Consider the following 23,971-nt stretch of genomic DNA (forward strand, 5'->3'; position numbering starts at 1 on the left):
GGGGGTATTATCGCAAAATACCCACTATCCCCTTAAGGAAGTGAGTTTTTGCTATAAAAATTAAATTTAAAAACCCTATTTTTTGAAAAAATGTAAGGTAAGTTTTTGAGTATCCATTCAAGGATAACAAAACCCTATCTTTGATAAATCTCAGGGTGGGTGCTTTTAAAACGCCTGTGGAACCAAAAATAACTTTCCGGGTGGTTTCTAATCACCTCTTCGCACAAACTCGCTTGGGCTTGCGTGCATTCTAAAATATCGTTTTCAGCGTTATCGGTGATTTGAGAGCGGATACTTTTATAATAAGTCGCTGTATAATGCGAATAATCGTCATTAAAATCAATGAATACCGGCTGGATGTCTATATTGTAGCGGCGCGATAAAATAGAAGCGATCGTGGTGTGCGTAGCGTCTTTATTAAAGAATTTCACCACCACCCCATCTTTAGGCGCAACATTTTGATCCACTAAAATCCCCACAAGGCCATTGCCTTGATTATACATTTTAATGAGTTCTTTCATCGCTCCCACTTTATTGACAAAACGCACCCCAAACGCCTCTCGCCTGCTCATGATCATGTGATTGATAGGGGCAAATTTAGTCAAACGCCCCAAACACCCCCTACCATAATCCTCATAATATTGCGCCAAAGTCGTGCCTACCGCTTCCCAATAGCCAAAATGCATGCATAAAGTGATCGCTTGGCCTTCCTTGTTTAAGGACTTCCACACATTCTCTTCATTGATGAGCGTGAAACGAGCGTCGTATTCATCTTTAGGGATAAAGATCACTCTAATGGTTTCTAAAATGATGAAAGCAAAATTTTCATAACCCTTTTTAATGATCCTTTTTTTCTCTTCTTCGCTTTTAGAATCCCCAAACACAAAATCCAAATTGGCTTTAGCGTCAAAATAACGGTGCCTATCAAAGGTTCTCATCAGCCACGCCACAGCTTTAATGCACCTTAAAAACCACGAATGGGGCATTTTAGCCAACATAAACCCCAGAATATTCACTAAAGATTCCACAATAAAAATACTCAAAATACGCAGTTCTGTTTTAAAACCCTTGTCGTCTTTGTTTAATATTTTTTCGTGTATGAGTCGTTCTTTGTAAGTCATTCTTTTTCCTTTAAAAGGTTTAAAACGCATTCTTTAATTTTTTTAGGATCTATGTTTTGGATAGAAAAATCCTTTTTATGATAGCTAGCGTTTGAATTACCGGTGAGCGAAACATTGATCGGGCTTTCTAATTTAAAACGCTCCATGGGCGTGTTGCCATAAAGGGTGATGCTGGGTTTTTGCAACGCCCATGCTAAATGCGTGATACCCGTATCGCCCCCAATGATCAAATCCATTTTAAAGAGCAACGCCTTAATCTCGTTTAAAGTGAGTTTAGGGAGCAATAACACATCGCGCTGGTTTTTTAAAGCGCCATAAAGCGCATTAGCCTTATCTTCATCAGCATGCCATAGCAAGCAAATTTGAAAATTTTCTAACGCTAACGCCAGCTCTTTAAAACGCTCTATGGGGTAAGTTTTATTGATTTTAGAAGTTTCTAAAACAAAAAGGATTTTTGGCTTATTTTTATTCAAATTTAACGCATCAATTTTTGGAGAATCTTGGTAAGAAAACACTTTAGATCTAGAGCTTAAGCCCTCTGAAATTTCTTTTTTGGGCAAGTTTAGGGCATGAGAAAGGAGTGTGAAATTGCGCTTTAAAATAGGCTCATTATAAGCGATAGAAACTTTTTGCAAGTAAAAAAACGCGCTCAAACCCTCCCTAGCCGAAGCGTAATCAAAGCCGACTTTTTTAGGGGCTTTTAACATTTGAGTGATGAGAGCGGATTTGATTAGGCCTTGCATGTCAATGACTATATCGTATTCATAAGCCCTTAAAGATTTAAAAAGTTTGAAAATCTTCAAAGGGTTAAAGGTCGTAAGCGTGCTTTTTAAAGCGATGGGGTGTAATTTATCAATATAAGGGGAATGCTCTAAAATCGCACTGAATCTTTCATCCACAAACCATTCTATTTGAGCGTTAGTAAAACGCTCTTTAATCAGCGCTAAAAACACCGCGCTCACGATAATATCCCCAAGCGCTGAAAGCCTGACAATCGCTATCTTCAAGCAAACTCTATCATCAAAGGAATGGGCTTAACGAGTTTAGGGAGCATCTCTTTAGCCAAGTAAAGCGTGTCATTAGAATGGATCACAAGCTTGTTTTTTTCTAGCGTGTATTTTAGATGGTGGTTGTCTGTCAGGCACAGATTTTCGGCTAAAGAAAGGATGAAACTCAGCCATTGTAAGGTTAAAAGGCTTGGCATCATCGCGCTCATGTGGGCGATAGCGTTATCTTTAGGGATTTTTTTATGGCTGAATTGCGCCAATAAGCAAATGATCGCTCTATCCTGGTGGCTAAAGCCATAACTCAAAGCGTTTAAAATAAAATACGCGCTGTGCTTGTGGGCTAAATAGACGCTTAAAATCTTACCCATGCTCGCTAATTCCCCCGCAATCTTTAAATGGAAAAGGTATTTTTCATCTATTTTATGCAAAGGCGATAAGGCTTCAAACAATTTCACGCATTCTTTTTTGACCTTTTGGCTGTGCTTTTCATGGGGTAAAAAGCGATCTTTTAAAGAGATTAGAGAGGGGTTGATATTGGGGGGGAATTTGTGGTAATGGTGGCGCAATAAATCGCTTAAAAACACGCCTTCTCTCACCCCTACGCCGCTGGTGATCATCAAAGAAGTTTTTAAATGCTCCAAAACGACTAGTAAAATCAACGCCCCGCTCCTGATACTATCCAAACGCTCTTCATTCACCCCTAAAAGCCGTAATTGATCTTCTTTGAGCGTAACAATCTTTTCAATGAACGCTAAATTTTTATGCACATCTATTTCATAACCATGCAAAGAATCAATAGGGTAATCAAAGCGTTTCATCAATACCTTACTCAACGCCCTGATCGTCCCTCCCACCCCAAAGGCGTTTTTATGCTTAAAGGGCAGTTTAGAAACCTCTTTTTGGATAAAGGCTTTAGCGGTTTTGACATCTAAGTCTTTGTCTAAAAACATTTCTTTAATGCGAATCGTGCCAACATCAAGCGAGATGAGATCCTTAATCTTGCCCTTTTCAATCAACGCGCACTCCGTGCTACCCCCTCCAATATCTATCGTGATCCCTGAATTTTTATGCAACAAATTCGCGCACGCAATCCCGCCATAGAGCGCTTCTTTTTGCCCGTCAATGATTTTGATTTGCAAACCGCAAGCCTTTTTCACCCTCGCTACAAACTCCAGCCGATTAGGGGCATCGCGCACCGCTGAGGTCGCTACGCATAAGATTTTTTTGCTTTTGTATTTAAGGGCGATTTCCTTAAATTCGCTCAAGGCTTTAATGGCTCTTTGCATGGGAATTTCTTGTAAAACCCCATTAAACGCATAACAGCCCTCTGAAATCCTAACCCTAGATTTGGTCTCAAAAAGCAAGTAAAACCCAAACTGGCTCGTCTTTTTAAAGATAGCCAAACGCACCGAATTAGATCCTATATCAATCACGGTTGTGATTTTAGCCATTGCTAGCCTTTAATCTTGCTCTTTTAAGCTTTCGTATTTGTATTTCAATTCCTCTTTGCTCTCTGCATTGTTAGGATCCGGTAAAATCGCATCTACAGGGCATACGCTCACGCAACGAGGCTCATCATCATCATACCCGTAACACTCTGTGCATCTGTCTGGATCAATATTATAAATGGGATCGCCCTCTTCAATCGCCTCACTAGGGCATTCTTCTCTGCAAGCATCGCACGCAATGCATTCATCATTCACCAATAATGACATGACTAACTCCTTTTAAAAGTTTGAATACGATTTTTACTCTAAATTAGCTTAAAATTCAATCTAAAAAAACTATTTTTTTTTGATTTTGAGAATGGGGGACTTTTTCTAGCACGCCTAAAACCCCTAAATCTTTTAAATGGGTGTAGTCTTTTTTGTGGGTTTCTACAAACACGCTTAAGCCCAAACGCCAAGCGAATCCTACCATGCCCTTTAAATCTTCTTTCAAAAGCTCTTCATCTAAAATGACCCCATCAGAGCCTTGAACAAGCGATTCTAAAAGCTGGTAATGGCTGATGAAAAGATCCTGATGGACAATCAAAGAGCTCGCATGGCGGCGCAATAACCCTAAAACTTCTAAATCAAACACGCTTGGTGCGCCTATTTCGTATAATCCTTTGAAATTGACAATGACGCATTCTGTGCGGGTGTTTTCTTCCAAAAGCTTTCCTAAAACCTCATCAGGGGTTACAAAAACACAATCTTTAATTTGAGAAATGACTCTAGGCAAGTAAGGGTTATACGACAGGCTTTTACCTAACATTTCATAAGAAAGCATGCCCTCTTTTAAGGCTAAGCTTTTTTGTAAATTTTCTAAAATCCCTATTTCTTGCATTCTTGAATGATCTTATTGTGCTCTTTTAATTCGGGTTCGGCTTGGATAGACTCTTTAGCGATGCTAGAAAAGATTTTTTTAGCCTCCAAACAATTCCCCAATTTGTAATAACCCCATGCTAAAGAATCCAAATAAAGCACTGATCCAGAATCCAACGCTAAGGCTTTCCTCACAAAATCCATGCCCCTTTTAATATCCATGTCATAATCTATTAAGGAATACCCTAAAAAATTATAAAAGAAAGCGTCTTGTGCGTCTTCTTTATCTTTAGTTTTAGCAAGCCAAGCTTGGCGCTCTTTGGTGGCTTGCTCTAATTTTTGAATGATAGGCAGCATCTCTTCTTTGGTGAGTTTTTTATTTTTCGCGCTCAAGCTTTCATAATGATAAATCGCCTCTAATCCTAAGAATTTAGGGTCTTTTTTTTCTTGATAGATCAAAGAAGCTTGTTTGGAAGCTTGAGCGAATTTTTTTTGCGCGGTGTATAAATCCAACAACAAACGCCTGTCAAAAGGGAATAATTCTGCGATTTTCTGGGCCTTATCAAACTCTTTTAACAAGATTAATACCCCTATGTAAAATTGGGCGTTTTGAACAATAGGGTTTTTTTCATACAAACGAGCGAAAGTCGTTTTAGCCAAATCAAGCTCGTTAAATTGCGTGAAAGTGTTGAGCGCTTTTTGGCACAATTGCTCTGAGCAACCATACCTGTCTATATGAGATTGCAACAAATCCAAGCCCTCTTTTTTACGATTTTGCAAAAAATAGATTGTAATGAGTTTTTCTAGGCTGTCTTCATCATGCACTTGGTTATAAAACTTATTCAATAGCGGGAAAGCCTTATCCAAACGCTTTTGAGTCAAATACAAAGTCCCTAACACATTGTCTGTGGCTATGGTCTTTTCTTCTTTACGGATTTTGTGCAGCAGTTCAATCGCCTTATCAATCTGCCCCATTTGCGCATAGCCATCCACTAAAATCTTATTGATAGAAACATCATTACGATTATTGGTGATTTTTTGATAGAGCATGGCTAAATGCATAGCGGTTTTAATATCCCCTAAACTCGCCGCTGAAATGGCCGCTTCTTTAGCATACACCACCTTATTGGTTTGCTTATAGAGATTCATATAGCCTTTTTGAGCGCTAGCAAAATCCCCTCTGTGGAAAGCGTCTGAACTCAATAGGATTTGATGATCTTCTGAAAGGGTTTCAGCGTTAAGACAAGAAAATAGGCTAAAAAGCAATAAACTTGCTAAAAATCTTTTCTTTATTTGAATATCCATTATTTTATTTCCTTTTTTGTATCACTGAAGTGAATTTTAGTGCACTTTAGTTTCTTTGGTTTTTTGTGTAATGCCCGGACAGCTTTGACAAAAAGCTTCTTTTTGCTCTTTAGAGAAAGTTTTCACGCCCTCCCAAAAAGGAAAAGTTTGGCATTGTTTAGGGCGCACGCTATAAATCTGGCATTTTTTGGTTTCTAAATCCAAAAACACGCACGCCAAACCCAACTCTTTAGCGTCTTTTTCTAATAAAGAGAACTTATACCCTACCTTTTTAACATATTTTTGACTAAATTCTTCTAATTCTAATTTTAAAAAAGCGCTAATTTTTTGCATTTCTTGGATATTTAAAAAAATATACCCGCTTTCCCCCACGCAACACTTTGCCCCACAACCCTCGCATGCCTTATGATTAAAACTAAAATCAAAATCTTGCATTAAACTACCCCTAATCCTATTGGAGATCAATACTCACGCTAAATTGCACCAACAACCCTTCATCATCTTTAGAGATTTTTAAAGGCAATTGGCTTTGAGCACTCGGTAAATACTTGTTGATTAAGGTGAAAAAAAGATAGGTCTTTTCTAATTCGCTCGCTCTGGCCATGATAAAAAATTGGGTTTTTTGAAAGGGGTTTTGAGAGAGCAAGGGTTTGATTTTATAGGCGTCAAAACATTTTTTTAAAATCTTTTCTAAAATCCGCCTGGACTCTTCATCGTTAAAAATCTTTAATAAGGATTCGCCTGTTTCTTTTTGATTGCGGTAATTGGTTAGAGCTGTTTCAAAATGCCTTTGCGCGTATTCTAAAACGCTTTTTTTACGATTTTCTTCTAAAAGGATTTTTTTCAATTCTAGCATGCTAGGCCATAGAAAATACTCGGTATTCAACCAACCCAATAAGGAAAAAACCCCTAAAAAAACGAGGTTTTTAATGATAAACCCCACATCGCCTGATTGCTCTCTGTCTAGGTGTGAAAAATGCAATGGCTTCATTTAATAGACTCCGGGTTTTTTATCAGTAAGGAATTAGAAAAGTTGGTGGAAACAAAATTAAACCACCCATCGCTTAAGGGGAAAAATTCCGCCCTAGAATAATCAAAAATGGGGTTTAGTTTGTTTTGAAACAAAAAATAAAAGGCTTCTTTAGAAGGGGTTTTACCACTAACCACCACGCTTTGCTGGTCTATTTCAATGCTATTAATAGTAATGAGATCTGGCACAATATTTAAAAGCCCTTGCAAAACATCTCGTATATCATCATTGTAATTCAAACGCTTTTTGGCTTCTTTAATGAGTTTTAAGGTTTCATCAGTCTTAACCTGCAAGCGGCTGATTTCATGGCGATAAAGCCTTTCTTGGATCGTCAAATCAGACGCATTGTTTTGAGTGTTTTTAATAGCGTTATGCATAAACCACACTAACCCCCCTATTACTACAAAAGATAAAAAAATGTAAAAAACCCAAATTTTAGAAAGCTTGCTGATAAGGTGTTTCGCTCTTGGCTCAATGTAGCTAAAACGCATGCTTTTCATTCTCCATGCACGCTAAAACATTCAAGCGCTCCACTAAAGAAAAATCAAGCCTATCCACTTCTATCATCAAAGTTTCTTGCAAATGCATTAAGGCTTTTTGGTGGATTTGACAGCTGTCTAAAACAACCACTTTTTCTACAAAGTCTATATCTCTAGAATGATAGACGCTGCGCAATCCCTCTTGCAAAACGCCTGCAATTAGGGGGATATTCGTCATGCCTTCAATCAAACTATAAGCGTCTTCATTTTTTTCGCTATTATCCTTACTGCTATCTAGGCCTATCGCTTCTTCAAGGCTGTCAATATCTTCTTGGATTTCACTCAAAAACAAATTCACAGCCTCATTATCCATCTCCATAGAATCCTCTTCCTTGCTCTCTATAAACTCTTCAGGTTGTTCTTCTAAAAACACGGATTTGGCTAAAAAAATCTCTTTTTTATCCGCAATCAAAAAATAAAATCTTGAACGCTCCAAAAGCAAATACAACAACGGCTTTTCTTCTAATCTATCGTGCACAAAATCATAAATAAGGCTAAAAGGCGAAAACAAAAAATCCACATCCTGGATTTTAAAACGCTTGAAATCTTTTAAAAAATCCTTAGATTCCACATAAACGCAATACTTTTGATTGACTTCACAAGCCTGATAATCTTGATTTTCTCGTTTGATTTGTTCAAACGCCTGCTTTTCGCATAAAACCTCTTTAGCTTTACTCATCGCGCTAAAATAAGTGTAGGGGTATTTTTGGCTATAAGTTCTGGCGATTTTTAAGGCTTGAATGGGGACTTCACCATTTTTAGTCTCCACTTTAGTTTCAAAAGTTTTAAAAAATTTCTCTTTAATGCGGTGGTTTTTGATCCTTAAAATTTGAGCGGATAAAAGATTGTGATCCACATTAAAAGAAATATACACTTGAGAGCAAAACCTCTCTTTGAACGCTTTTTTTAACCCTTTAAGCACCCAAACCCCTTTGAGATTCTTCAAATCCAACAGAATCCATGCGCGTCTTTAAATATTCTTTAGCCTTTGAAAGCTCCCATTCTTTAGGGATAATCACAGATTCTAGCATGTGATAATGCACTTCGCTAAAAGGCTTAGGGATTTCAAATTGATCCCAAGTGTTCAATCGCCATGCGTTTTTACAAACCACCCGACAAGCGCTAATCCCCACGCCTGATTTTTGAGCCAAAGCGATCACCCCATCCGCTATGCTGTGTCGTGGGCCTTTGGGGCCATCAGGAGTGATAGCGACATCGCAACCTTCTTTCAAACGCTTAAGCCCTTCTATCAAAACCTTAACCCCCCCTTTTTTGCTAGAACCTCTAATGTTTTTAAAACCAAAGCTTTCAAACAAACCCGCCGCAATAGAGCCGTCAAAATGCTGGCTTGCGATCACATAAACAGAAGGTTTTTGAAGCCTTAAATACGCAAACCCGATCATGCCAAGCTCCCCATGCCAACAGCTTACAATAAAGGGTTTTTCTTTTAAATTTTGAGCTAAAAAATAGCGGTTTTTACAAGTTTTATGCAACAACCAAAGGACTCCAAACGCCAAGCGTGGGACAACCTTTAAAACGATATTTTTCCTGAAAAATTTTAAGCTCAATTCTCGCCTTTAAACCCGCTCTTCATTGGTTATCTTTATTAGTTGCCTTTAGCGGTCGCTATCAAGCGCCCTTTGGAGTGAGAAACAATCTCCACTCTTACAAGCTCGCCCGGATTTCTTTTTTCCTTACAAGTTACTTCAATGAATTTCCCCGTATCGCTACGCCCTTCAAAACCCACGATTTGATTATCCATTTCACGCCTATTTTCCACCAACACCACATGCGTTTTACCCACTTCCAACTTGGCTTTTTCCTCTAAAATTTCTTTGTGCCTGTTTTGCAACCTCTCTAACCTTGAAGATGAAACCTCTAATGGCACTCTTTCTTTCCAAGCTCCCGCTTCAGTGAAAGGGCGCGGGGAGTAAATAAAACTATAGAGCGTGTCAAAGCGCACTTTTTCTAGCACCTCCATCGTGTCTTCAAAATCCTTATCGCTCTCATTAGGAAAGCCCACGATAATATCCGTGCTGATACCCACTTCAGGCACTAAGGCTTTTAACCTCTCCACCCTATTTAAAAACCACTCTTTACTATAACCTCTTCGCATCATCTTTAACACCGCGCTAGATCCGCTCTGTAAGGGCATGTGGATACTCTTGCACACCTTAGGGTTTTTGGCAAAGCGTTCTAAAAATGCATCATTCATGTGCAAGGGGTGAGGCGAAGTGAATCGTATCCTTTCAATGCCTTGGATTTCGCTCAATTTATCCAACAAATCGCTAAAATCCACTTTCGCATGCTCGCTACTGAAACGAACGCCGTAATTATTCACATTCTGCCCTAAAAGCATGAGCTCTTTAGTGCCGTTATTCGCCAATTTCTCAGCTTCTTTTAAAATCAAATCCATAGGGATAGAAATTTCTTTGCCTCTAGTGTGCGGGACAATGCAATAAGCACATTTCTTATCGCAACCTATAGAGATGTTGAGTAACGATCGGATTTGAGCCTTTTTTTCAAAAAATTCAAACGCATACGCGCTTTCATCGTAATCAATCGCCACTTCAACCGCTTTTTCTTTATGGATCACTTGAGAGATTTTAGACACATTCCTAGCCCCTAACACAAAGCTCACGCTTGGGGCTTTTTTCAAAATATCCGCTCCCATGTGGCTTGCAGTGCACCCGCAAACCCCGATTTTGGCGTTGGGTTTTTTGATTTTAGCGAATTGGCCGATTTCTGAAAACAATTTCCTTTCGGGTTTTTCGCGTACGCTGCAAGTGTTGATTAAGATCAAATCCGCTGTTTTAGGGTCGCTAGTCTCTTTATAATCCAGTTTGGATAGTTCGCTTAGTAGATGCTCGCTATCCCTAGAATTCATGGCACAACCCATGGTTTCAATATAAACTTTCAATACAAGCCTTTAAATAATGTGCAATTCATAAAGAAAATCTTTTTCATCAGTGCTGACCCTCACCTCATCTAAATAAGCCGTATGGCCTTTTTCTTTGAAAAAATCCACCGCTTTGAGCATGTCTTTATAGGCGTTTGTGGGGGCAAAATAGAAAATAGAACGCTTATCTTCACTAAATTTGTGATACAAATCCTCTAATTCCACGCTCTTAGCGTCTGATTTTCTCGTATTCTTGGCTAAAACTAATTTCATTGACTCTTTCCTTAATTGATTTAGATTTCCCATTTTAACGCATTCTGTCTTTAAAACAAATTAGATCACTCTTTTCCCCCCTAAAAACAAGCGCTCCACTTCTTTAGCATGCAATAAAAATTGCAAAATCGCTTGCTCTTTAATGAATTTTTCATTAAAACCAAACACGCTCAAATCCGCCCTTTTGTTGGCCTCTATCTCGCCATTATTTAAAGCTAAAGCTTTAGCCCCATGCCTAGTCGCTCCTAAAAGAGCGATCTTAGTTAATTCTAATAACGGCATGTTATGGGTGAGCAAGAACGCCCTTAATTCGTCTAAAAGGCTCAGCGAAATGTTAGAACTCAAGCCATCAGTGGCCACACTCACGCTCAAACCGGCTTCTTTAGCTCTCTCTAAATCCAACGCTTTCCCACTCAACAAGCGGTTAGAAAAGGGGCATGTGATTAAAAAAGCGTTTTTGACTTGAGATTTAATCCTTTTTAACGCTTCCAAAGAAGCGAACTGGTTATGCACAAATAAAGTGTGCGTGTCTTTAAACATGTCAATGTAATCGTTCGCGCCCTCATAGAGCGATTTGAAATTAGACTCCTTTAAAAAATGCTGGTAAAAATTTTCAAACCACCCTTTAGAATTTTCTACCCATTCTAACTCTTCAAACGATTCTAAAAAATGCGTAGAAAGCAGGCTTTGTGAATCTTTGGCTAATTGGATGACGCTTAAAGCCATGTCTTTTTGGACCGAATAAGGGGCATGCACAGCCAGAGCCGCTTTAAGCTTTTTGTCTTCCAAATCTTTTAATTCCTTAAATTTGGCCTCAAACGCTTTTAGTTTTTCTAAAGAATAGCTACTCCCTAAAAACTCTAAAAACACGACAGCACTCAAGGGGCTTTCTTTTAATAAATTAACTTCTATCAGGTGGTTAGAAATCGCTCCCACGCTCCCCACCCCGCTTTTTAATTGCGTAATGATGGCGTTTTGAATAGCCCCTTGGCAATTTTCTAAAATCGCCCCCCCATTGTTTAACACGCTCCCTAACCAGCCAGAAAAACTCCCGTAATCAAAACTCGCTTTATTGTTGGAAAATTCAAAATGGGTGTGTGCGTTGATAAAAGCGGGCAACAGAACGGAATTTTCAAAAAACTGCGCCTTTAAGTGGGGGTATTTAAGCGTTAAACTTTTGTAATCGCCCACTTCAACAATCTTTTCATCAAAGACCACGCCATAATCTTCTAACACTTCGCATTTTTCATTGCATAAAAAAACTAAAGACGCTCCTATGATTTCTTGCATGCATTCTCCTTAATCAATGTGGTTTGCCCTTTTAAGATCATTCTTTGAACTTCGCCATATAATTCTAAACCATAAAAGGGTGAATTTTGATTATTAACTCTTGTTTGGGCGTTCAAATCCACAATCATGAGATTGGCTAATTGTTTTTCTTTAACCTCGCCTGCATTGAGTTTTAAAAATCTCGCTTGATTAGTCGCCATGACTTTAATGAGCTGTTGGAAGCTGATAACCTTTTTTTGAACTAAAAAAGTATAAGCCACGCTAAAAGCGTCCTCTATGCTCTCACACCCAAAAGCGCTTTCTTCAAAAAGCTCTGCGTTAGAGTTTTTAAAAACATGAAGGTTTGTGAGCATGGCGATTTCATCATTCTTTAGAGCCTCTTTTAGGGCGTTTTGGCTTTCTTTATCCCTTAAAGGAGGGGCGATTTTAAATCTGGGTTCATAATCTTCATACACGCTCTCATCTAAAATTAAATGGCTTAAGGGCGTTTGGGCCTGCAGGTGCGCTCCTAAATTGTTAAAGGCTTTGATGAGTTTGAGCGTGGCGGTGCTATTCACTTTATCCAAAAGCATAGGGGTTTGTAACGCTCTAGAAACTTCCATAAAACGCACCAAGCACGTGTTTTCAAACGCATTTTCTACAAAATTCTGCCCCAATTCATAGGCTAATGCCCCACTATTTAGGGCTTCAAAAGAATTTTCTAAAGAGATTAAAAGAGGCAAGTTGTAGGATTTAGCGTAATGGCTGATGAGTTCTAAAAAAGCGTCAGATTGCACGATTAAAATTTCCCCTCCTTTATTTTTAAGCGTAGCGATGTCGGCTAGTTGGTTGTTTTTAACCGCCATAATATTTTTAATGCCGCTTTGATCGCAATTAAAAACATTGAGTAACCCTACCCCCCCTTTAAAAGCCTTTTGTTTTAAATTTTCATAACCCTCCAAACCAGTAACGCTCAAATCAATGAAGCTTGGTAGCACGAATAAATCCGCGCACTCAATCACTTCTTCATTTTTAATAGGGCTTAAGTTTTCTTTAATCTCTGCGATGAGGGAATCTTTTAAGCGAATATCCGCTCTTTTTAAAACCTCACCATCATAAAACGAAGCGTTTTTTAACAGCATCAAACCCTCCTATTTTTGCAAGAAATTTGTCAGGCTTTCTAAAGAGTTTGTCATGATCAATATCCCCATTAAAATAAGCACCAACCCTGAAACAATTTCAATCGCGCGGTTGTATTTCTTTAAGGATTTTAAAAACAAAAGCGCTCTTTCTAGCATTAAAGCCACTAATAAAAAAGGGATCGCCAAGCCCACCACAAACACCACCATAAGCATTAAGCCATAAGCGTCCTTACTCGCGCTCATGATCACAATAGAAGTGAATATCGGCCCGATGCATGGCGTCCAGCCCAAAGCGAAACTCATGCCCAAAAGAAAGGGGTAAAAGCGTTGCATGCTGTTAGATTTGCTCGCTAAACGAACGCTTTGGGTTTTATACAAAAATGCAAAACGAAACACGCCTAAAAAATGCAAACCAAAAAGGATCACAATCCCCCCAGCAATATAATTCACCCAGGAAAACGAAAAGCTATGGATAAGCTTGGCCATAGACATGCCCACGCCCAAAAACACGAGCGAAAACCCCACCACAAACATCAAGGATTTTAAAAAAACCGAAACCCTTTTAGCCTTGCCATCTTTAATATCCTCTAAAGAAATTTGAGAAATATAAGACATATACGCCGGGATTAAAGGCAACACACAAGGGCTTAAAAAAGTTAAAATCCCGGCTAAAAGCGAAGTTAAAAGAGGCGCTGTGTCAAAGAGATTAACAAGCGTGTTATCAAACATCATTCAATCCTTTTTTAAAAATAACCATTTCTTATCTTTTTTAGGATAACAAAACCTCACTTAATCTTAGGCACAATTTCGTTATTTTCTACCACAAACGCTACGCTGTCATTCTCTTTAATTTTATCCTCTAAAATGAGTTCAGCGAGCTTGTCTTCTACCATTTCATAGAGCGCGCGCTTTAAGGGTCTAGCGCCATAAAATCTGTCAAATCCCACTTCAGCGATCAATTCTTTTGCCTCTTCGTCTAGGGTTATATTAATGCCCCTTTCAAGTGCTTTTTTTTGAATGTTTTCAAAGAGAATCCCCACGATATTAGCGATAGCATGGCTATCTAGGGCGTTAAAGGAGATGATTTCATCTAAGCGGTTTAAAAATTCCGGCTTGAAGAATTGCCTCAAGCCCTCTTTGATCGCTTTTTGTTTGTCGGCTTCACTCAAATTCTCTTCCAAAAGTGCGCCGCTAGCCACATTACTGGTTAAAATCAAAATCGTGTTTTTGAAATCCACTCTCACGCCCTTACTATCGGTTAAATGCCCTTCATCTAAAACCTGCAACAAAAGATTAAACACATCCGGATGGGCTTTTTCCACTTCATCTAACAGCACCACGCTATAGGGTTTTCTGCGCACCGCTTCGGTCAGTTGCCCGCCTTCTTCATAGCCCACATACCCAGGAGCAGCCCCAATAAGACGGCTTATGGCATGTTTTTCCATGTATTCGCTCATGTCAATTCTTATAAGATTTTTATCGCTATCAAACAAGAATTGCGCCAAAGCTTTAGTGCTCTCGGTTTTACCCACGCCCGTTGGCCCTAAAAAGAGAAAGCTCCCTATGGGTTTATTGCTATCGCTAAGCCCAGCCTTATTCCTTTTAATCGCTTTAGCGATCGCTTTGATTGCTTTTTCTTGCCCCACCACTCTTTTTTGCAATTCGCTTTCAATGTTTAAAACCCTATTTTTTTCGCTCTGGAGCATTTTTTGGACCGGGATATGCGTCCATTGGCTAACGATCTCAGCGATGTTGTTTTCGGTTAAAGCGTTTTGCAACAACGCCCCGTTTTGTTGCATCGCTTCCCATTTGCGCTGCAATTCTTCTTCTTTCTTTTTATTTTCAGGGATTTTAGAGTATTCAATTTCACCCGCTTGCTGGTAATCCCCATTGCGCTTAAACCTCTCAGCCTCTTTTTTCAAGCTTTCCGCTTCCATTTTCAAGCGTGAAATTTCTCTAAACACTTCTTTTTCGTTTTCAAATTGCGCTTCTAATTGGATTTTTTCTTCTTTCAGATCGCTCAATTCTTTAAGGATTTCTTGCATGCGTTTGTGATTGCTCTCTTTTTTTTCCATTTCAAGGGCTTGTTTTTCCATTTCTAATCTTTGAATGGAGCGCTTAACGCTAGAGAGTTTTGCCGGCTCGGATTCCATTTGCATTTTTAATTGGGCCGCCCCCTCATCAATCAAATCAATCGCTTTATCGGGTAAAAACCTATCGGTGATATAACGGCTAGAGAGTTTAGCACTCGCTATGAGCGCGGAGTCATTGATAGTGATATTATGGTGCGTTTCTAAAGTTTCTTTTAACCCCCTTAAAATCTGTAAAGCCTCATTGATGCTAGGCTCATTGAGTAAAATGGGTTGGAAACGCCTTTGTAACGCCATGTCTTTTTCAAAATACTTGCGGTATTCTTTCAAAGTGGTCGCTCCAATCGTGTGCAATTCCCCCCTAGCGAGCGCGGGTTTTAAAATATTAGCCGCATCCATGCCCCCCTCACTAGCTCCAGCCCCTACGATCGTGTGGATTTCATCAATGAATAAAATCACATTCGCGCTTTTTTTCACTTCTTCAATCACCTTTTTCAAGCGCTCTTCAAACTCGCCTCTGTATTTCGCTCCAGCCACCAATAAGCTTAGATCTAAAGCGACGACTCGTTTGTTTAAAAGCGTTTTAGGCACTTCCTTATTCACAATGCGTTGGGCTAAACCCTCCACAACCGCCGTTTTCCCCACTCCAGGCTCACCCAGTAAAATAGGGTTATTTTTTGTTTTTCTTATCAAAATTTGCATCATGCGAATGATTTCTTCATCCCTCCCAATCACCGGATCGAGCTTATTTTCTAAGGCTTTTTGCGTCAAATCAATGCCAAATTTTTCCAAACTTTCCAAATTAGAATCATCGTTTTTACCTTGAATAGTCGCACCCTTCCTCAAAGCCTCTAAAGTTTTTTGCAATTCCTTAGTGTCTAAATAAGGTTTTAGAACGCTTTCAAAAAGGCTCATGTTCGCCAAAAGATACACATCTGTAGCGATGAAAGAATCGCCCGTTTTAGCCATCAAGCCTTGAGCGTTTTCTAAACTTTGGATTAGAGCTTGGTTTAACTGGATATTTTGCTTGTTGATTTGTGAAACTTTAGCCAACTTATTCAACTCGCTTTGAACGCTAAGCCTTAAGGCTTGAATATCCACAGACATTTTTTGTAAGGCTTGAATGAGGATGCCTTGGGAGTTATTGAGCATGACAAAAAGCATGTGCAAGGGCGTTACTTCAGCGTTTTTATGGTGTAAAGCTAGAGCGAGCGCGCTGTCTAAAGTCTCATGCAATTGGTCGGTCATTTTTTCAAATAAATTCATTATCAATCCTTTTTGAGTTTTAAAATCTACTATTTTACACTATTTTAACCCTTAAAGGTTTTTAAAACGCTCACACTAATGATAAACTCTCTAAAATACGCTTTTTAGACAACTCGCAATATTCTTTTTCAATCTCTAAACCCACGCTAAAACGCCCTAAAGCGTTTGCCTCTAAAATGGTCGTGCCAGATCCGCTAAAAGGATCAAAAATCGTGTCTTCCAAAAAAGAAAACAATTTAATGCAACGCCTAGGTAATTCCCTTGGGAATGGGGCTGGGTGTTTTAAGCGCTTTTTAGATTCGCCGCTAAAACTCCATAACCCATTCGTATAGAGCAAAAACTCCTCTTTACTGATTGTAGAAGTTTGCTTTTGGCGTTTGTATGCGTTTTTATAAAAAACAACGATCAACTCCACAGGAGCGATCGCATAAGGCGCGCTAGCTTCCAGCCAACTCCCCCAAGCCGTGCGTCTTGAAATATTGCTTTCATTCCAAATAATCGTATTTTGGTATTTCCAACCGCATTCTTTAGCTAGTGCAATCATATCAGCCCCTAAACTTTGCTTGCCATGTTTATTCGTGTCTAAAGGGACATTCAAGCACAATCTCGCCTGCTCCTTGCCCCAAAAATAACAATTTTTAAGCCAATTCTTGCACCAATTTAAATAGTCATCATAAGCCCTAAAATCATTACTCCCTTGATATTCAACGCTCAAATTATAGGGCGGTGAAGTGATGCACAAATCATAAAAACCTTTTTCAAAAGTCTCTAAAACGCTGGCATCGCCATGGTATAAATCCAATTTTTCCAAACTGAAATAAGGTTTCATAAAAGCCTTCTTAAATCTTCTAACAAATTTTCTATACCCTTAATCTTAGAGCTTTGATCAAAGTGGCTTTTGGCCAAATAGAGGCCGTCTAATTCATGCTCCATGACGATCCTGGCTTTTTTAGGCCTGTCTTTAAAACTGATCTCATCATCGTTATCCGGCGTTATCATAAAGACTTTAATGTGAGAAGTTACGGGCGATTGCAAAAGCTTTAATTTCCAGTAAGGCGTTTCTGTGAAACGCTCTCTGAACGAATTTTTTACCGACAAGATCGCTAGGATTTTGACATTATCCTTGCTAGCTTGATAAAGAACAATATCTCCATCGGGCAAAACGCTATATCCTCCAAAATGCACCAATAAAGCCCGTTTGACTTTATCTAATTCGCCATTAATGCGCTTAGCCCTTAAGATTTTATCGTTTGTCATTTTTACATTGTTTTTAATACAAAAATCTTTTAATAAAAGTTCTATAATTTTTTCTAACACCCTTCCTATGGCGCTCACAAAGCCTTGTCTGGCCAAAATAATGGCTTCTTCCTTGCTTTTATTTTGCTTAATGTAATCGTTCATTTTATGATTCAAAAAGCGTTCTTTTTCTTGTGCGTAAAAAACCTGTAAAGACTTGTAAGGCTCAGGTTGTTCTCTCATAAAATCTTTAAAACGCTCTAAAATAATATCCGCTAAACTCAATCCAAACACCTTAATCCATAGAAATCTATCAAATTATAATACAAAACTTTTTCATAATGGCTGGTGTTTGAAACAAGCTATAATATTGAAAGAATTTAATCAAAGGGCTAGATATGCAATTTTTAAATCAGTCTTTAGGATTTTTGGCCTTGATGCTAAAAGAAGTTCAAGCGATGAATTTTTAGAAATCAAACAAGTATCCTTTCAAAGTCAATTAATCAAAGAATTTAAATTTAAAATGAAACCCATTGATTCAAAAAAACAAGAGCTTATCAATCTTTTTAATCTCAAATTCGGTCGTTTTTCTTGGGAAAATCATCTTGCATAAAGTTTTTATCATGGAAGCTTTGGAGTGTTTGAAAAGGATAGAAAAAGAAAGCATCCAAACGATCTATATAGACCCCCCTTATAACACCAAGAGTTCTAACTTTGAATACGAAGACGCTCATGCTGACTATGAAAAATGGATTAAAGAACATTTGATTTTAGCAAAGGCTGTGTTAAAACAAAGTGGTTGTATTTTTATTTCTATAGATGACAATAAAATGGCTGAAGTTAAAATCATTGCCAATGAAATTTTTGGAACGCGCAATTTTTTAGGTACTTTTATCACTAAACAAGCCACAAGATCTAACGCTAAACACATCAATATTACCCATGAGTATGTTTTAAGCTACGCCAAAAATAAAGCGTTCGCTCCGGGTTTTAAGATCTTACGAACGCTTTTGCCCATTTATGCTAAACCATTGAAAGATTTAATGCGAACGATTAAGAATGTTTTCAAACAAAAAGGACAAGCTCAAGCCCAACTTATCTTAAAAGAACAAATCAAAGAATTATCTAAAAAAGAACATTTTAATTTTTTAAAAAATTATAATTTGGTGGATGAAAAAGGTGAAATTTATTTCGCTAAAGATTTATCCACGCCTTCACACCCACGCAGCGTAGCGATAGAAGAAATCAGTCTTTTTTTAGAACCCTTAAAAAGCAGAGGGTGGAGTAGCGATAAAAAGCTTAAGGAGTTGTATTATCAAAACAGACTTATTTTTAAAAATAATCGCCCTTATGAAAAATATTACCTAAAAGAATCGCAAGATAATTGTTTGAGCGTGTTGGATTTTTATAGCCGACAAGGCACAAAAGATTTGGAAAAATTAGGCTTAAAAGGGCTTTTTAAGACGCCAAAACCGGTAGAATTGATTAAATATTTATTGCTATGCTCCACCCCTAAAGATTCTATTGTTTTAGATTTTTTTGCAGGCAGCGGGACAACAGGGCAAGCGGTTATAGAAGTTAATAGGGATTATGATTTGAATTGGTCTTTTTATTTGTGTCAAAAAGAAGAAAAAATTAAAAATAACCCGCAAGCTGTTAGCATTTTAAAAAACAAAGGGTATCAAAACACGATTCCAAACATCATGCTATTGCGTTTAGAAAAGATCATCAAAAGAAGTGAATACAAGATTTTAAAAACAAAATCTATTTTATTTTAAATATTATTTTTCAAACCCCTACGCTTTACTCACGCTCAAAATTTCAGCGCTCGCTTTGGCTTTTTCATTACTCAATTCAATTTTATCGCCCCTTTTTAATGCCTCTAATTCTACCGCTTGATTATTTTTGCTCACAAACGCCCCAAATTGGGGCAATTTCAAATGTGCATGAGCGAGTTTGAGGGCGTTTTCTAGTGCGTTTAAGCGCTCTGTTTTAGTTTGTAAAAAAGGGCTTGTCAATGCTTGAATAGAGATTTTTTCTAAAAGCGTTTTTTTAAAGCGTAAAAATTCTAAGGTTTTATTTTCTAAAGCGATTGTTAGTTTCTCTAGCTTTAAAGCGTTTAAATGGTGCTTGTTTTCAAAACTCAATCGTTTCAAAGAAGCCTCTAAATGCTCTAAATGCGCCTTTTTTTGATGGAGCAAAATTTTAAAAGAGCGGCACAATTTCACATTAAACCCATCAAGTCTTTGCAACCATTCATCGCTACTAGGGAGCAAAATCTCCATCGCGTTTGAAGGCGTAGAAGCCCTTAAATCCGCCACTAAATCGCTCAATAAAAAATCGCTCTCATGCCCAATAGCTGACATGCTGAAGGTTTTAGCCAAATACAGAGCATCAGCGATTTTTTCATCATTGAAAGAATACAAATCCTCCATGCTCCCCCCACCCCTAGCCATTACAATCGCATCAAAAGCGTTTTTTGTGTCATGAAAACTATCCGCATAAGCGATGCTCTCCACCACGCTTTGAACGCACCCCTCCCCTTGCATTAAAGTGTTGATGCAGACTAATTCGCATATCGGCCATCGTTTGGAAGCGATCTTTTGCATGTCCGCCCAAGCGGCTGAATTTTGAGAAGTGATGACTGCCACTCGTTTAGGAAAATGCGGTTTGGGTAATTTATTTTCTTTATCAAAATAGCCTTTAAGGCGTAATTTTTCTTTCAATTGCTCTAAAGCTAAAGTTAATGAACCTATATCTTTAGGCTCTATTTCAAAGCAATTGATTTGATAATCCCCCCTTGGAACATACACGCTAATGCCCCCAAAAACAACCACTTCCTGCCCTTCTTTTAAAGCGAATTTAAGCCTGTTAGCGTTCCCTTTAAACAGCACGCATTTAATGACTGACTGGCTGTCTTTGAGCGAAAAATACGCATGGCCGCTCACCTTATGGATCGTCAAATTACTCACTTCCCCTTGAACCCTAACTTGCAAAAAAGTCGCTTCTAAAAGGGCTTTGATTTGCGCATTGATTTCGCTCACGCTCAATACATCCACCAACTCCCCCTTTTATAGCAAACGAGTGATGTCATTGAAAAGCCCTAAAAACATGATAAAAACCAACAACCCCACACCCGCTAGCCACAACGCATTTTGCATAAACGCTGGCAAAGTGATCTTAAAAATATTTTTAAAAACAACCCCTAACATTTGCGCCCCATCTAGCGCTGGAATGGGTAATAAATTTAAGATCCCTAAATTGATAGACAAAAACGCCCCAAACAACAAAAGCATGCTCAAACTACTCGCATGGCTTAACGCTCCCACAATGCCTACCACCCCGCTCAATTCCTTAACTGAAGCGCTCCCCATAATCAAACGCCTTAAAGAATCCACAATCAAAACAACACCCTCTTTAAACCGACTCAAGGCCTTTTCAAACGCTTGAAACAAGGAATAAGAGACAACGGCTGTTTTTTGCATGTCCGGTTTAATGCCTATTACTTTATATTGGATGATTTCATTAGGATCGTTAGAATCGCTTATCACCGCCACGATTTTGGGGGTCAGTCGTTTTTCTAAAATCTGATGGTTGCGCTCTATTTCTAAAACCAACTCGCCTCTAGCATGCGCCACTACGCTTCTAATCTCTCTAAAACTCGCTATTTTTTTGTGGTTGATAGAAAGGATTTTATCCCCCTTTAATAGCCCGGCTTCTAGCGCGTTTTTTTCTAAATCGCCAATGACAGGCAGTAAGACTTTTTCCCCACCCAATGCCAGAAAAAAATACACTAAAATCGCAAAAAGAAAATTAAAAAACGCCCCCCCAAATAGTATCCATAGCTTTTTAAAAGGGCTTTTTTGCGCATAGCTATCATGTGCTTGATTGGTTTCATTCGTTTCATTTTCTTCTTTATCCATGCCCTTTAATTTCACATAGCCCCCAAGCGGGATCAAAGACAAAGCGAACTGCGTGCCAAAAAGCTTAAAAAAACAGAGTTTTTTACCAAAACCAATGCTAAACACTTCTACTTTCACCCCACAAATCCTAGCGATAGCAAAATGCCCTAATTCATGGACAAAGATTAAAAACGCCAGCATTAAAACCGCTACAATGAACATCATACCCCTGCAGGCTCTTTGGTGTTAGGATCTTTTATCATCGGCTCTTTTAAAGGCGTGGGCGCTATAGGGGGCGTGGGTGGTGTGGTTTTTGGGATTTCTTTATTTTCTCGTGGGGGTTTTTGCCACAACTCCGTCAAAGCCGCCGCTTTTTTAGGATCCATTTTGGCTAAAATTTTACCTAATTCTTGGGGTTTTAGCGCCATTAAAATTTCTAAGGCGTTTTGAGTGGGTAGATTTTCTAAAATCAAGGCGGACTTAGAATCTTTCATTTTAGAGTAAGTCTCGCCAATCTTGCTATCCTTAGCCTGCTTGATTTCTCTTAAAATGCCTTCGTTTTCCTCTATCAAATTTTTAAGGCGTTTTTTTTCTTCCGTTTGTAAGGTTTTAAAGGCTTCTTCTTTAGCGGCTAAATTTTTCAGTTTTTCTTCCACTTCTTTTTCTTTTTTGTTTAACAGATCGTTTTTTTCATCTAAAAGGCGGGCGTTTTCGGTTTGCAAGATCCTTAAAGACTGCTCTTTTTCGCTCAATCGGCGCAAATCGTCTTTCAATTCGGCTTTTTTGGATTCAAAAATTGCAGAGCATTGCAACAATTCTTGCACGGCTTCTTCGCTAAAGAGCGCTTGTAAAATCAAGCCCATTAACAAGATTTTACGCATGCAAACCCTCTTTTTGCCAGTGTAAAATCATGGCGTTTTCGTCTAAAAGAGCCTGCTCTTTTTTTTCCAAAATTTCCTTTTCTTTTCGCTTTTCATTTTCTAAAATGATTTTAGCTTTTTCTAATTCCTGGTTAGCCAAAAAATAATCTTTTTCTAAAATTTTTAAATCCTTAATTAAATTCTCGCCCTGTTGTTGGTAATATTCTATCTCCATTCTTAAAGCGCTTTTTAATTGCTGGGTTTGTAAAAAAAGGCTCATTCCCCCCAATTCAGGGTTTTTAAACGCGCTCAGTTGGGCTTGTTTGTCTAAAATTTCTCGCTCATTTTGCCGCCATTCTAAACGCTTGCTTTCAAGCTTTTGCTCTATTTTTTCTAACGCAAGGGTTTTTAATTGCACCAATACAGAAGCGAATTTTTTCATAGAAAAATCGTGTCTTCTCTTTCAGGGCTTGTAGAAATAAGGCGGATTTTCACCCCCACTTCTTTTTCAATAAAGCGGATATACTCTCTAGCGTTTGGCTCTAAATCGTCTAATTTTCTCACGCCCGCACTTTTTTCCCAGCCCTTAAAAGTTTGATAGATCGGTGCACAATCTTTCAGATCGCTAGGGAAAGCCTCTAATCTTTCGCCCTTTCTTTCATAAGCTACGCACACCTTAATCGCATCAATCCCGTCTAAAACATCTAATTTCATTAAAGCTAATTGCGTGCAACCATTCAAAGCGCAAGCGTATTTTAAAGCCACCAAATCCAGCCACCCGCAACGCCGTGGGCGTTTGGTTGTCGTGCCAAATTCCGCACCCTTAGTCCTTAAATGATCGCCCATGGGTGTAGCGTCTTCGCTAGGGAAAGGCCCATTACCCACACGAGTACAATAGGCTTTCGTGATGCCTATCACTTCATTGATCGCTTTAGGGTTTAAGCCGGTGCTCACGCAAGCGCTAGCGCTCGTGGTGTTAGAGCTTGTTACAAAAGGGTAAGTCCCTAAATCAATGTCTAAAAGCGTGCCTTGCGCCCCTTCTAGCAGGATTTTTTCACCCTTTTGGTTCGCTTCTATTAGCATGCTTGCCGTGTCTTTGATAAAGGGGCAGATTTTTGGAGCGTAAGTTTTAAAATACTCCCTCAAATCTTTTTCGTAATTCCTGCTCAAATCATACGCTTCCTTAAAAGGCTCAATGGCTTTGAAATGAGCGTTTAGCCTTTCTTCTAAGATCTTATCGTCTAATAAATCCCCCATTCTTATCCCGCTCCTGGCCATTTTATCCTCATAGCAAGGGCCTATGCCTTTTTTAGTCGTGCCGATGTTTTGAGATTTTTCTTTAAAAGCGTCTTTTTTGGCATGGTAAGGCAAGATCACATGGGCTCTGTCGCTAATGAACAAACGATTTTCTAAATCCTCAAACGCGCTGATTTCTTCGCACAAATCCTTAATGCTCACGACCACCGCGCTAGAAATGATGTTCTTGCATTTGGGGTATAAAACCCCTGAGGGCATTAAATGCAACGAATGCTTAACCCCCTTATGCACAATGGTATGCCCGGCATTATGCCCGCCTTGATAGCGCACCACAAAGTCATAATCTTTAGCGATCCTATCAACAATTTTTCCTTTCCCCTCATCTCCCCACTGAATCCCCACAACGACATCTGCCATAAAATATTATCCTTAAAACAAAGTAGATTGGATGGTTTAAAAGCTTGTTAGA

Annotated in this window: 26 protein-coding genes; 2 read left to right on the forward strand and 24 right to left on the reverse strand. The window is 38.7% G+C overall.

The features are described 5' to 3' along the window. Positions 1–134: 134 nt before the first annotated feature. From DBU79_RS05600 to DBU79_RS05690, 19 genes are all read right to left on the reverse strand, one after another. A complete protein-coding gene (locus DBU79_RS05600) occupies positions 135–1,121 on the reverse strand; it encodes a lipid A biosynthesis lauroyl acyltransferase (protein ID WP_154411805.1) in 987 nt (328 codons plus the stop codon). Next, a complete protein-coding gene (gene waaC, locus DBU79_RS05605) occupies positions 1,118–2,128 on the reverse strand; it encodes a lipopolysaccharide heptosyltransferase I (protein ID WP_154411806.1) in 1,011 nt (336 codons plus the stop codon). Before waaC ends, DBU79_RS05600 begins: the two co-directional genes overlap by 4 nt. Further along, the gene (locus DBU79_RS05610) at positions 2,125–3,579 is read right to left on the reverse strand and encodes a Ppx/GppA family phosphatase (RefSeq protein ID WP_154411807.1); all 1,455 of its coding nucleotides are present in this window, start codon (positions 3,577–3,579) and stop codon (positions 2,125–2,127) included. Before DBU79_RS05610 ends, waaC begins: the two co-directional genes overlap by 4 nt. A 9-nt stretch (positions 3,580–3,588) precedes the next feature. Next, positions 3,589–3,843 carry a YfhL family 4Fe-4S dicluster ferredoxin gene (locus tag DBU79_RS05615; RefSeq protein WP_000055463.1) on the reverse strand — a complete coding sequence of 85 codons (255 nt, stop codon included), beginning with the start codon at positions 3,841–3,843 and terminating at the stop codon, positions 3,589–3,591. Positions 3,844–3,898: 55 nt separating this feature from the next. Continuing rightward, the gene (locus DBU79_RS05620) at positions 3,899–4,456 is read right to left on the reverse strand and encodes a beta/alpha barrel domain-containing protein (RefSeq protein ID WP_154411808.1); all 558 of its coding nucleotides are present in this window, start codon (positions 4,454–4,456) and stop codon (positions 3,899–3,901) included. Beyond that, positions 4,444–5,739: a tetratricopeptide repeat protein gene (locus DBU79_RS05625; protein WP_154411809.1), complete on the reverse strand. Its 1,296-nt coding sequence runs from the start codon at positions 5,737–5,739 to the stop codon at positions 4,444–4,446. The genes DBU79_RS05620 and DBU79_RS05625 overlap by 13 nt, the downstream gene beginning before the upstream one ends. A 36-nt stretch (positions 5,740–5,775) precedes the next feature. After that, positions 5,776–6,174: a YkgJ family cysteine cluster protein gene (locus tag DBU79_RS05630; protein WP_001150505.1), complete on the reverse strand. Its 399-nt coding sequence runs from the start codon at positions 6,172–6,174 to the stop codon at positions 5,776–5,778. Between the two features lie 16 nt (positions 6,175–6,190). Further along, a complete protein-coding gene (locus DBU79_RS05635) occupies positions 6,191–6,730 on the reverse strand; it encodes a hypothetical protein (protein WP_154411810.1) in 540 nt (179 codons plus the stop codon). Beyond that, entirely contained in the window at positions 6,727–7,260 is a 534-nt protein-coding gene (locus DBU79_RS05640; RefSeq protein ID WP_001860438.1) for a hypothetical protein, read from the reverse strand. Before DBU79_RS05640 ends, DBU79_RS05635 begins: the two co-directional genes overlap by 4 nt. Continuing rightward, positions 7,250–8,230 carry a hypothetical protein gene (locus tag DBU79_RS05645; RefSeq protein ID WP_154411811.1) on the reverse strand — a complete coding sequence of 327 codons (981 nt, stop codon included), beginning with the start codon at positions 8,228–8,230 and terminating at the stop codon, positions 7,250–7,252. The genes DBU79_RS05640 and DBU79_RS05645 overlap by 11 nt, the downstream gene beginning before the upstream one ends. Then, entirely contained in the window at positions 8,223–8,876 is a 654-nt protein-coding gene (locus DBU79_RS05650; RefSeq protein ID WP_000053527.1) for a lysophospholipid acyltransferase family protein, read from the reverse strand. The genes DBU79_RS05645 and DBU79_RS05650 overlap by 8 nt, the downstream gene beginning before the upstream one ends. Positions 8,877–8,914: 38 nt before the next feature. Continuing rightward, complete coding sequence (gene miaB, locus DBU79_RS05655; protein ID WP_154411812.1) at positions 8,915–10,228, reverse strand: tRNA (N6-isopentenyl adenosine(37)-C2)-methylthiotransferase MiaB; 1,314 nt, start codon at positions 10,226–10,228, stop codon at positions 8,915–8,917. 9 nt (positions 10,229–10,237) lie between these two features. Then, complete coding sequence (locus DBU79_RS05660; RefSeq protein WP_154411813.1) at positions 10,238–10,480, reverse strand: nuclease; 243 nt, start codon at positions 10,478–10,480, stop codon at positions 10,238–10,240. A gap of 60 nt (positions 10,481–10,540) precedes the next feature. After that, complete coding sequence (mqnF, locus tag DBU79_RS05665) at positions 10,541–11,770, reverse strand: aminofutalosine deaminase family hydrolase (protein WP_154411814.1); 1,230 nt, start codon at positions 11,768–11,770, stop codon at positions 10,541–10,543. Next, the gene (locus DBU79_RS05670; protein WP_154411815.1) at positions 11,755–12,891 is read right to left on the reverse strand and encodes an amidohydrolase family protein; all 1,137 of its coding nucleotides are present in this window, start codon (positions 12,889–12,891) and stop codon (positions 11,755–11,757) included. Before DBU79_RS05670 ends, mqnF begins: the two co-directional genes overlap by 16 nt. A 9-nt stretch (positions 12,892–12,900) precedes the next feature. Then, positions 12,901–13,620 (reverse strand): cytochrome c biogenesis protein CcdA, encoded by a 720-nt coding sequence (locus DBU79_RS05675; protein WP_017179856.1) that lies wholly within the window; start codon positions 13,618–13,620, stop codon positions 12,901–12,903. 56 nt (positions 13,621–13,676) lie between these two features. Then, on the reverse strand, positions 13,677–16,247 hold the full coding sequence (locus DBU79_RS05680; RefSeq protein ID WP_154411816.1) for an ATP-dependent Clp protease ATP-binding subunit: 2,571 nt from the start codon (positions 16,245–16,247) through the stop codon (positions 13,677–13,679). 70 nt (positions 16,248–16,317) lie between these two features. Further along, complete coding sequence (locus DBU79_RS05685) at positions 16,318–17,076, reverse strand: DNA-methyltransferase (RefSeq protein ID WP_154411817.1); 759 nt, start codon at positions 17,074–17,076, stop codon at positions 16,318–16,320. Further along, positions 17,073–17,768, reverse strand: coding sequence for a BsaWI family type II restriction enzyme (locus DBU79_RS05690; protein WP_154411818.1), 696 nt, complete (start codon positions 17,766–17,768; stop codon positions 17,073–17,075). The genes DBU79_RS05685 and DBU79_RS05690 overlap by 4 nt, the downstream gene beginning before the upstream one ends. An 85-nt stretch (positions 17,769–17,853) precedes the next feature. Between DBU79_RS05690 and DBU79_RS05695 the strand changes: the two genes are divergently transcribed. Next, positions 17,854–18,096, forward strand: coding sequence for a hypothetical protein (locus DBU79_RS05695; protein ID WP_134890023.1), 243 nt, complete (start codon positions 17,854–17,856; stop codon positions 18,094–18,096). Positions 18,097–18,106: 10 nt separating this feature from the next. Then, positions 18,107–19,261, forward strand: coding sequence for a DNA methyltransferase (locus tag DBU79_RS05700; protein ID WP_180395346.1), 1,155 nt, complete (start codon positions 18,107–18,109; stop codon positions 19,259–19,261). Between the two features lie 18 nt (positions 19,262–19,279). Here the strand turns inward: DBU79_RS05700 and xseA are convergent, their stop codons facing one another. The 5 genes from xseA to purA are packed head-to-tail and all read right to left on the reverse strand — an operon-like array spanning position 19,280 to position 23,919. Then, positions 19,280–20,542 (reverse strand): exodeoxyribonuclease VII large subunit, encoded by a 1,263-nt coding sequence (xseA, locus tag DBU79_RS05705; RefSeq protein ID WP_154411820.1) that lies wholly within the window; start codon positions 20,540–20,542, stop codon positions 19,280–19,282. Between the two features lie 12 nt (positions 20,543–20,554). Beyond that, complete coding sequence (gene rseP, locus DBU79_RS05710) at positions 20,555–21,607, reverse strand: RIP metalloprotease RseP (RefSeq protein ID WP_154411821.1); 1,053 nt, start codon at positions 21,605–21,607, stop codon at positions 20,555–20,557. Then, complete coding sequence (locus DBU79_RS05715; RefSeq protein WP_154411822.1) at positions 21,607–22,266, reverse strand: MotE family protein; 660 nt, start codon at positions 22,264–22,266, stop codon at positions 21,607–21,609. Before DBU79_RS05715 ends, rseP begins: the two co-directional genes overlap by 1 nt. Then, positions 22,259–22,687, reverse strand: a complete 429-nt coding sequence (locus DBU79_RS05720; RefSeq protein WP_140445899.1) for a flagellar export protein FliJ — start codon at positions 22,685–22,687, stop codon at positions 22,259–22,261. The genes DBU79_RS05715 and DBU79_RS05720 overlap by 8 nt, the downstream gene beginning before the upstream one ends. Next, the gene (gene purA / locus DBU79_RS05725) at positions 22,684–23,919 is read right to left on the reverse strand and encodes an adenylosuccinate synthase (protein ID WP_154411823.1); all 1,236 of its coding nucleotides are present in this window, start codon (positions 23,917–23,919) and stop codon (positions 22,684–22,686) included. The genes DBU79_RS05720 and purA overlap by 4 nt, the downstream gene beginning before the upstream one ends. Positions 23,920–23,971 lie beyond the last annotated feature (52 nt).

It is taken from the genome of Helicobacter pylori, assembly GCF_009689985.1.
GTDB classification, from domain to species: Bacteria; Campylobacterota; Campylobacteria; order Campylobacterales; family Helicobacteraceae; genus Helicobacter; species Helicobacter pylori_CG.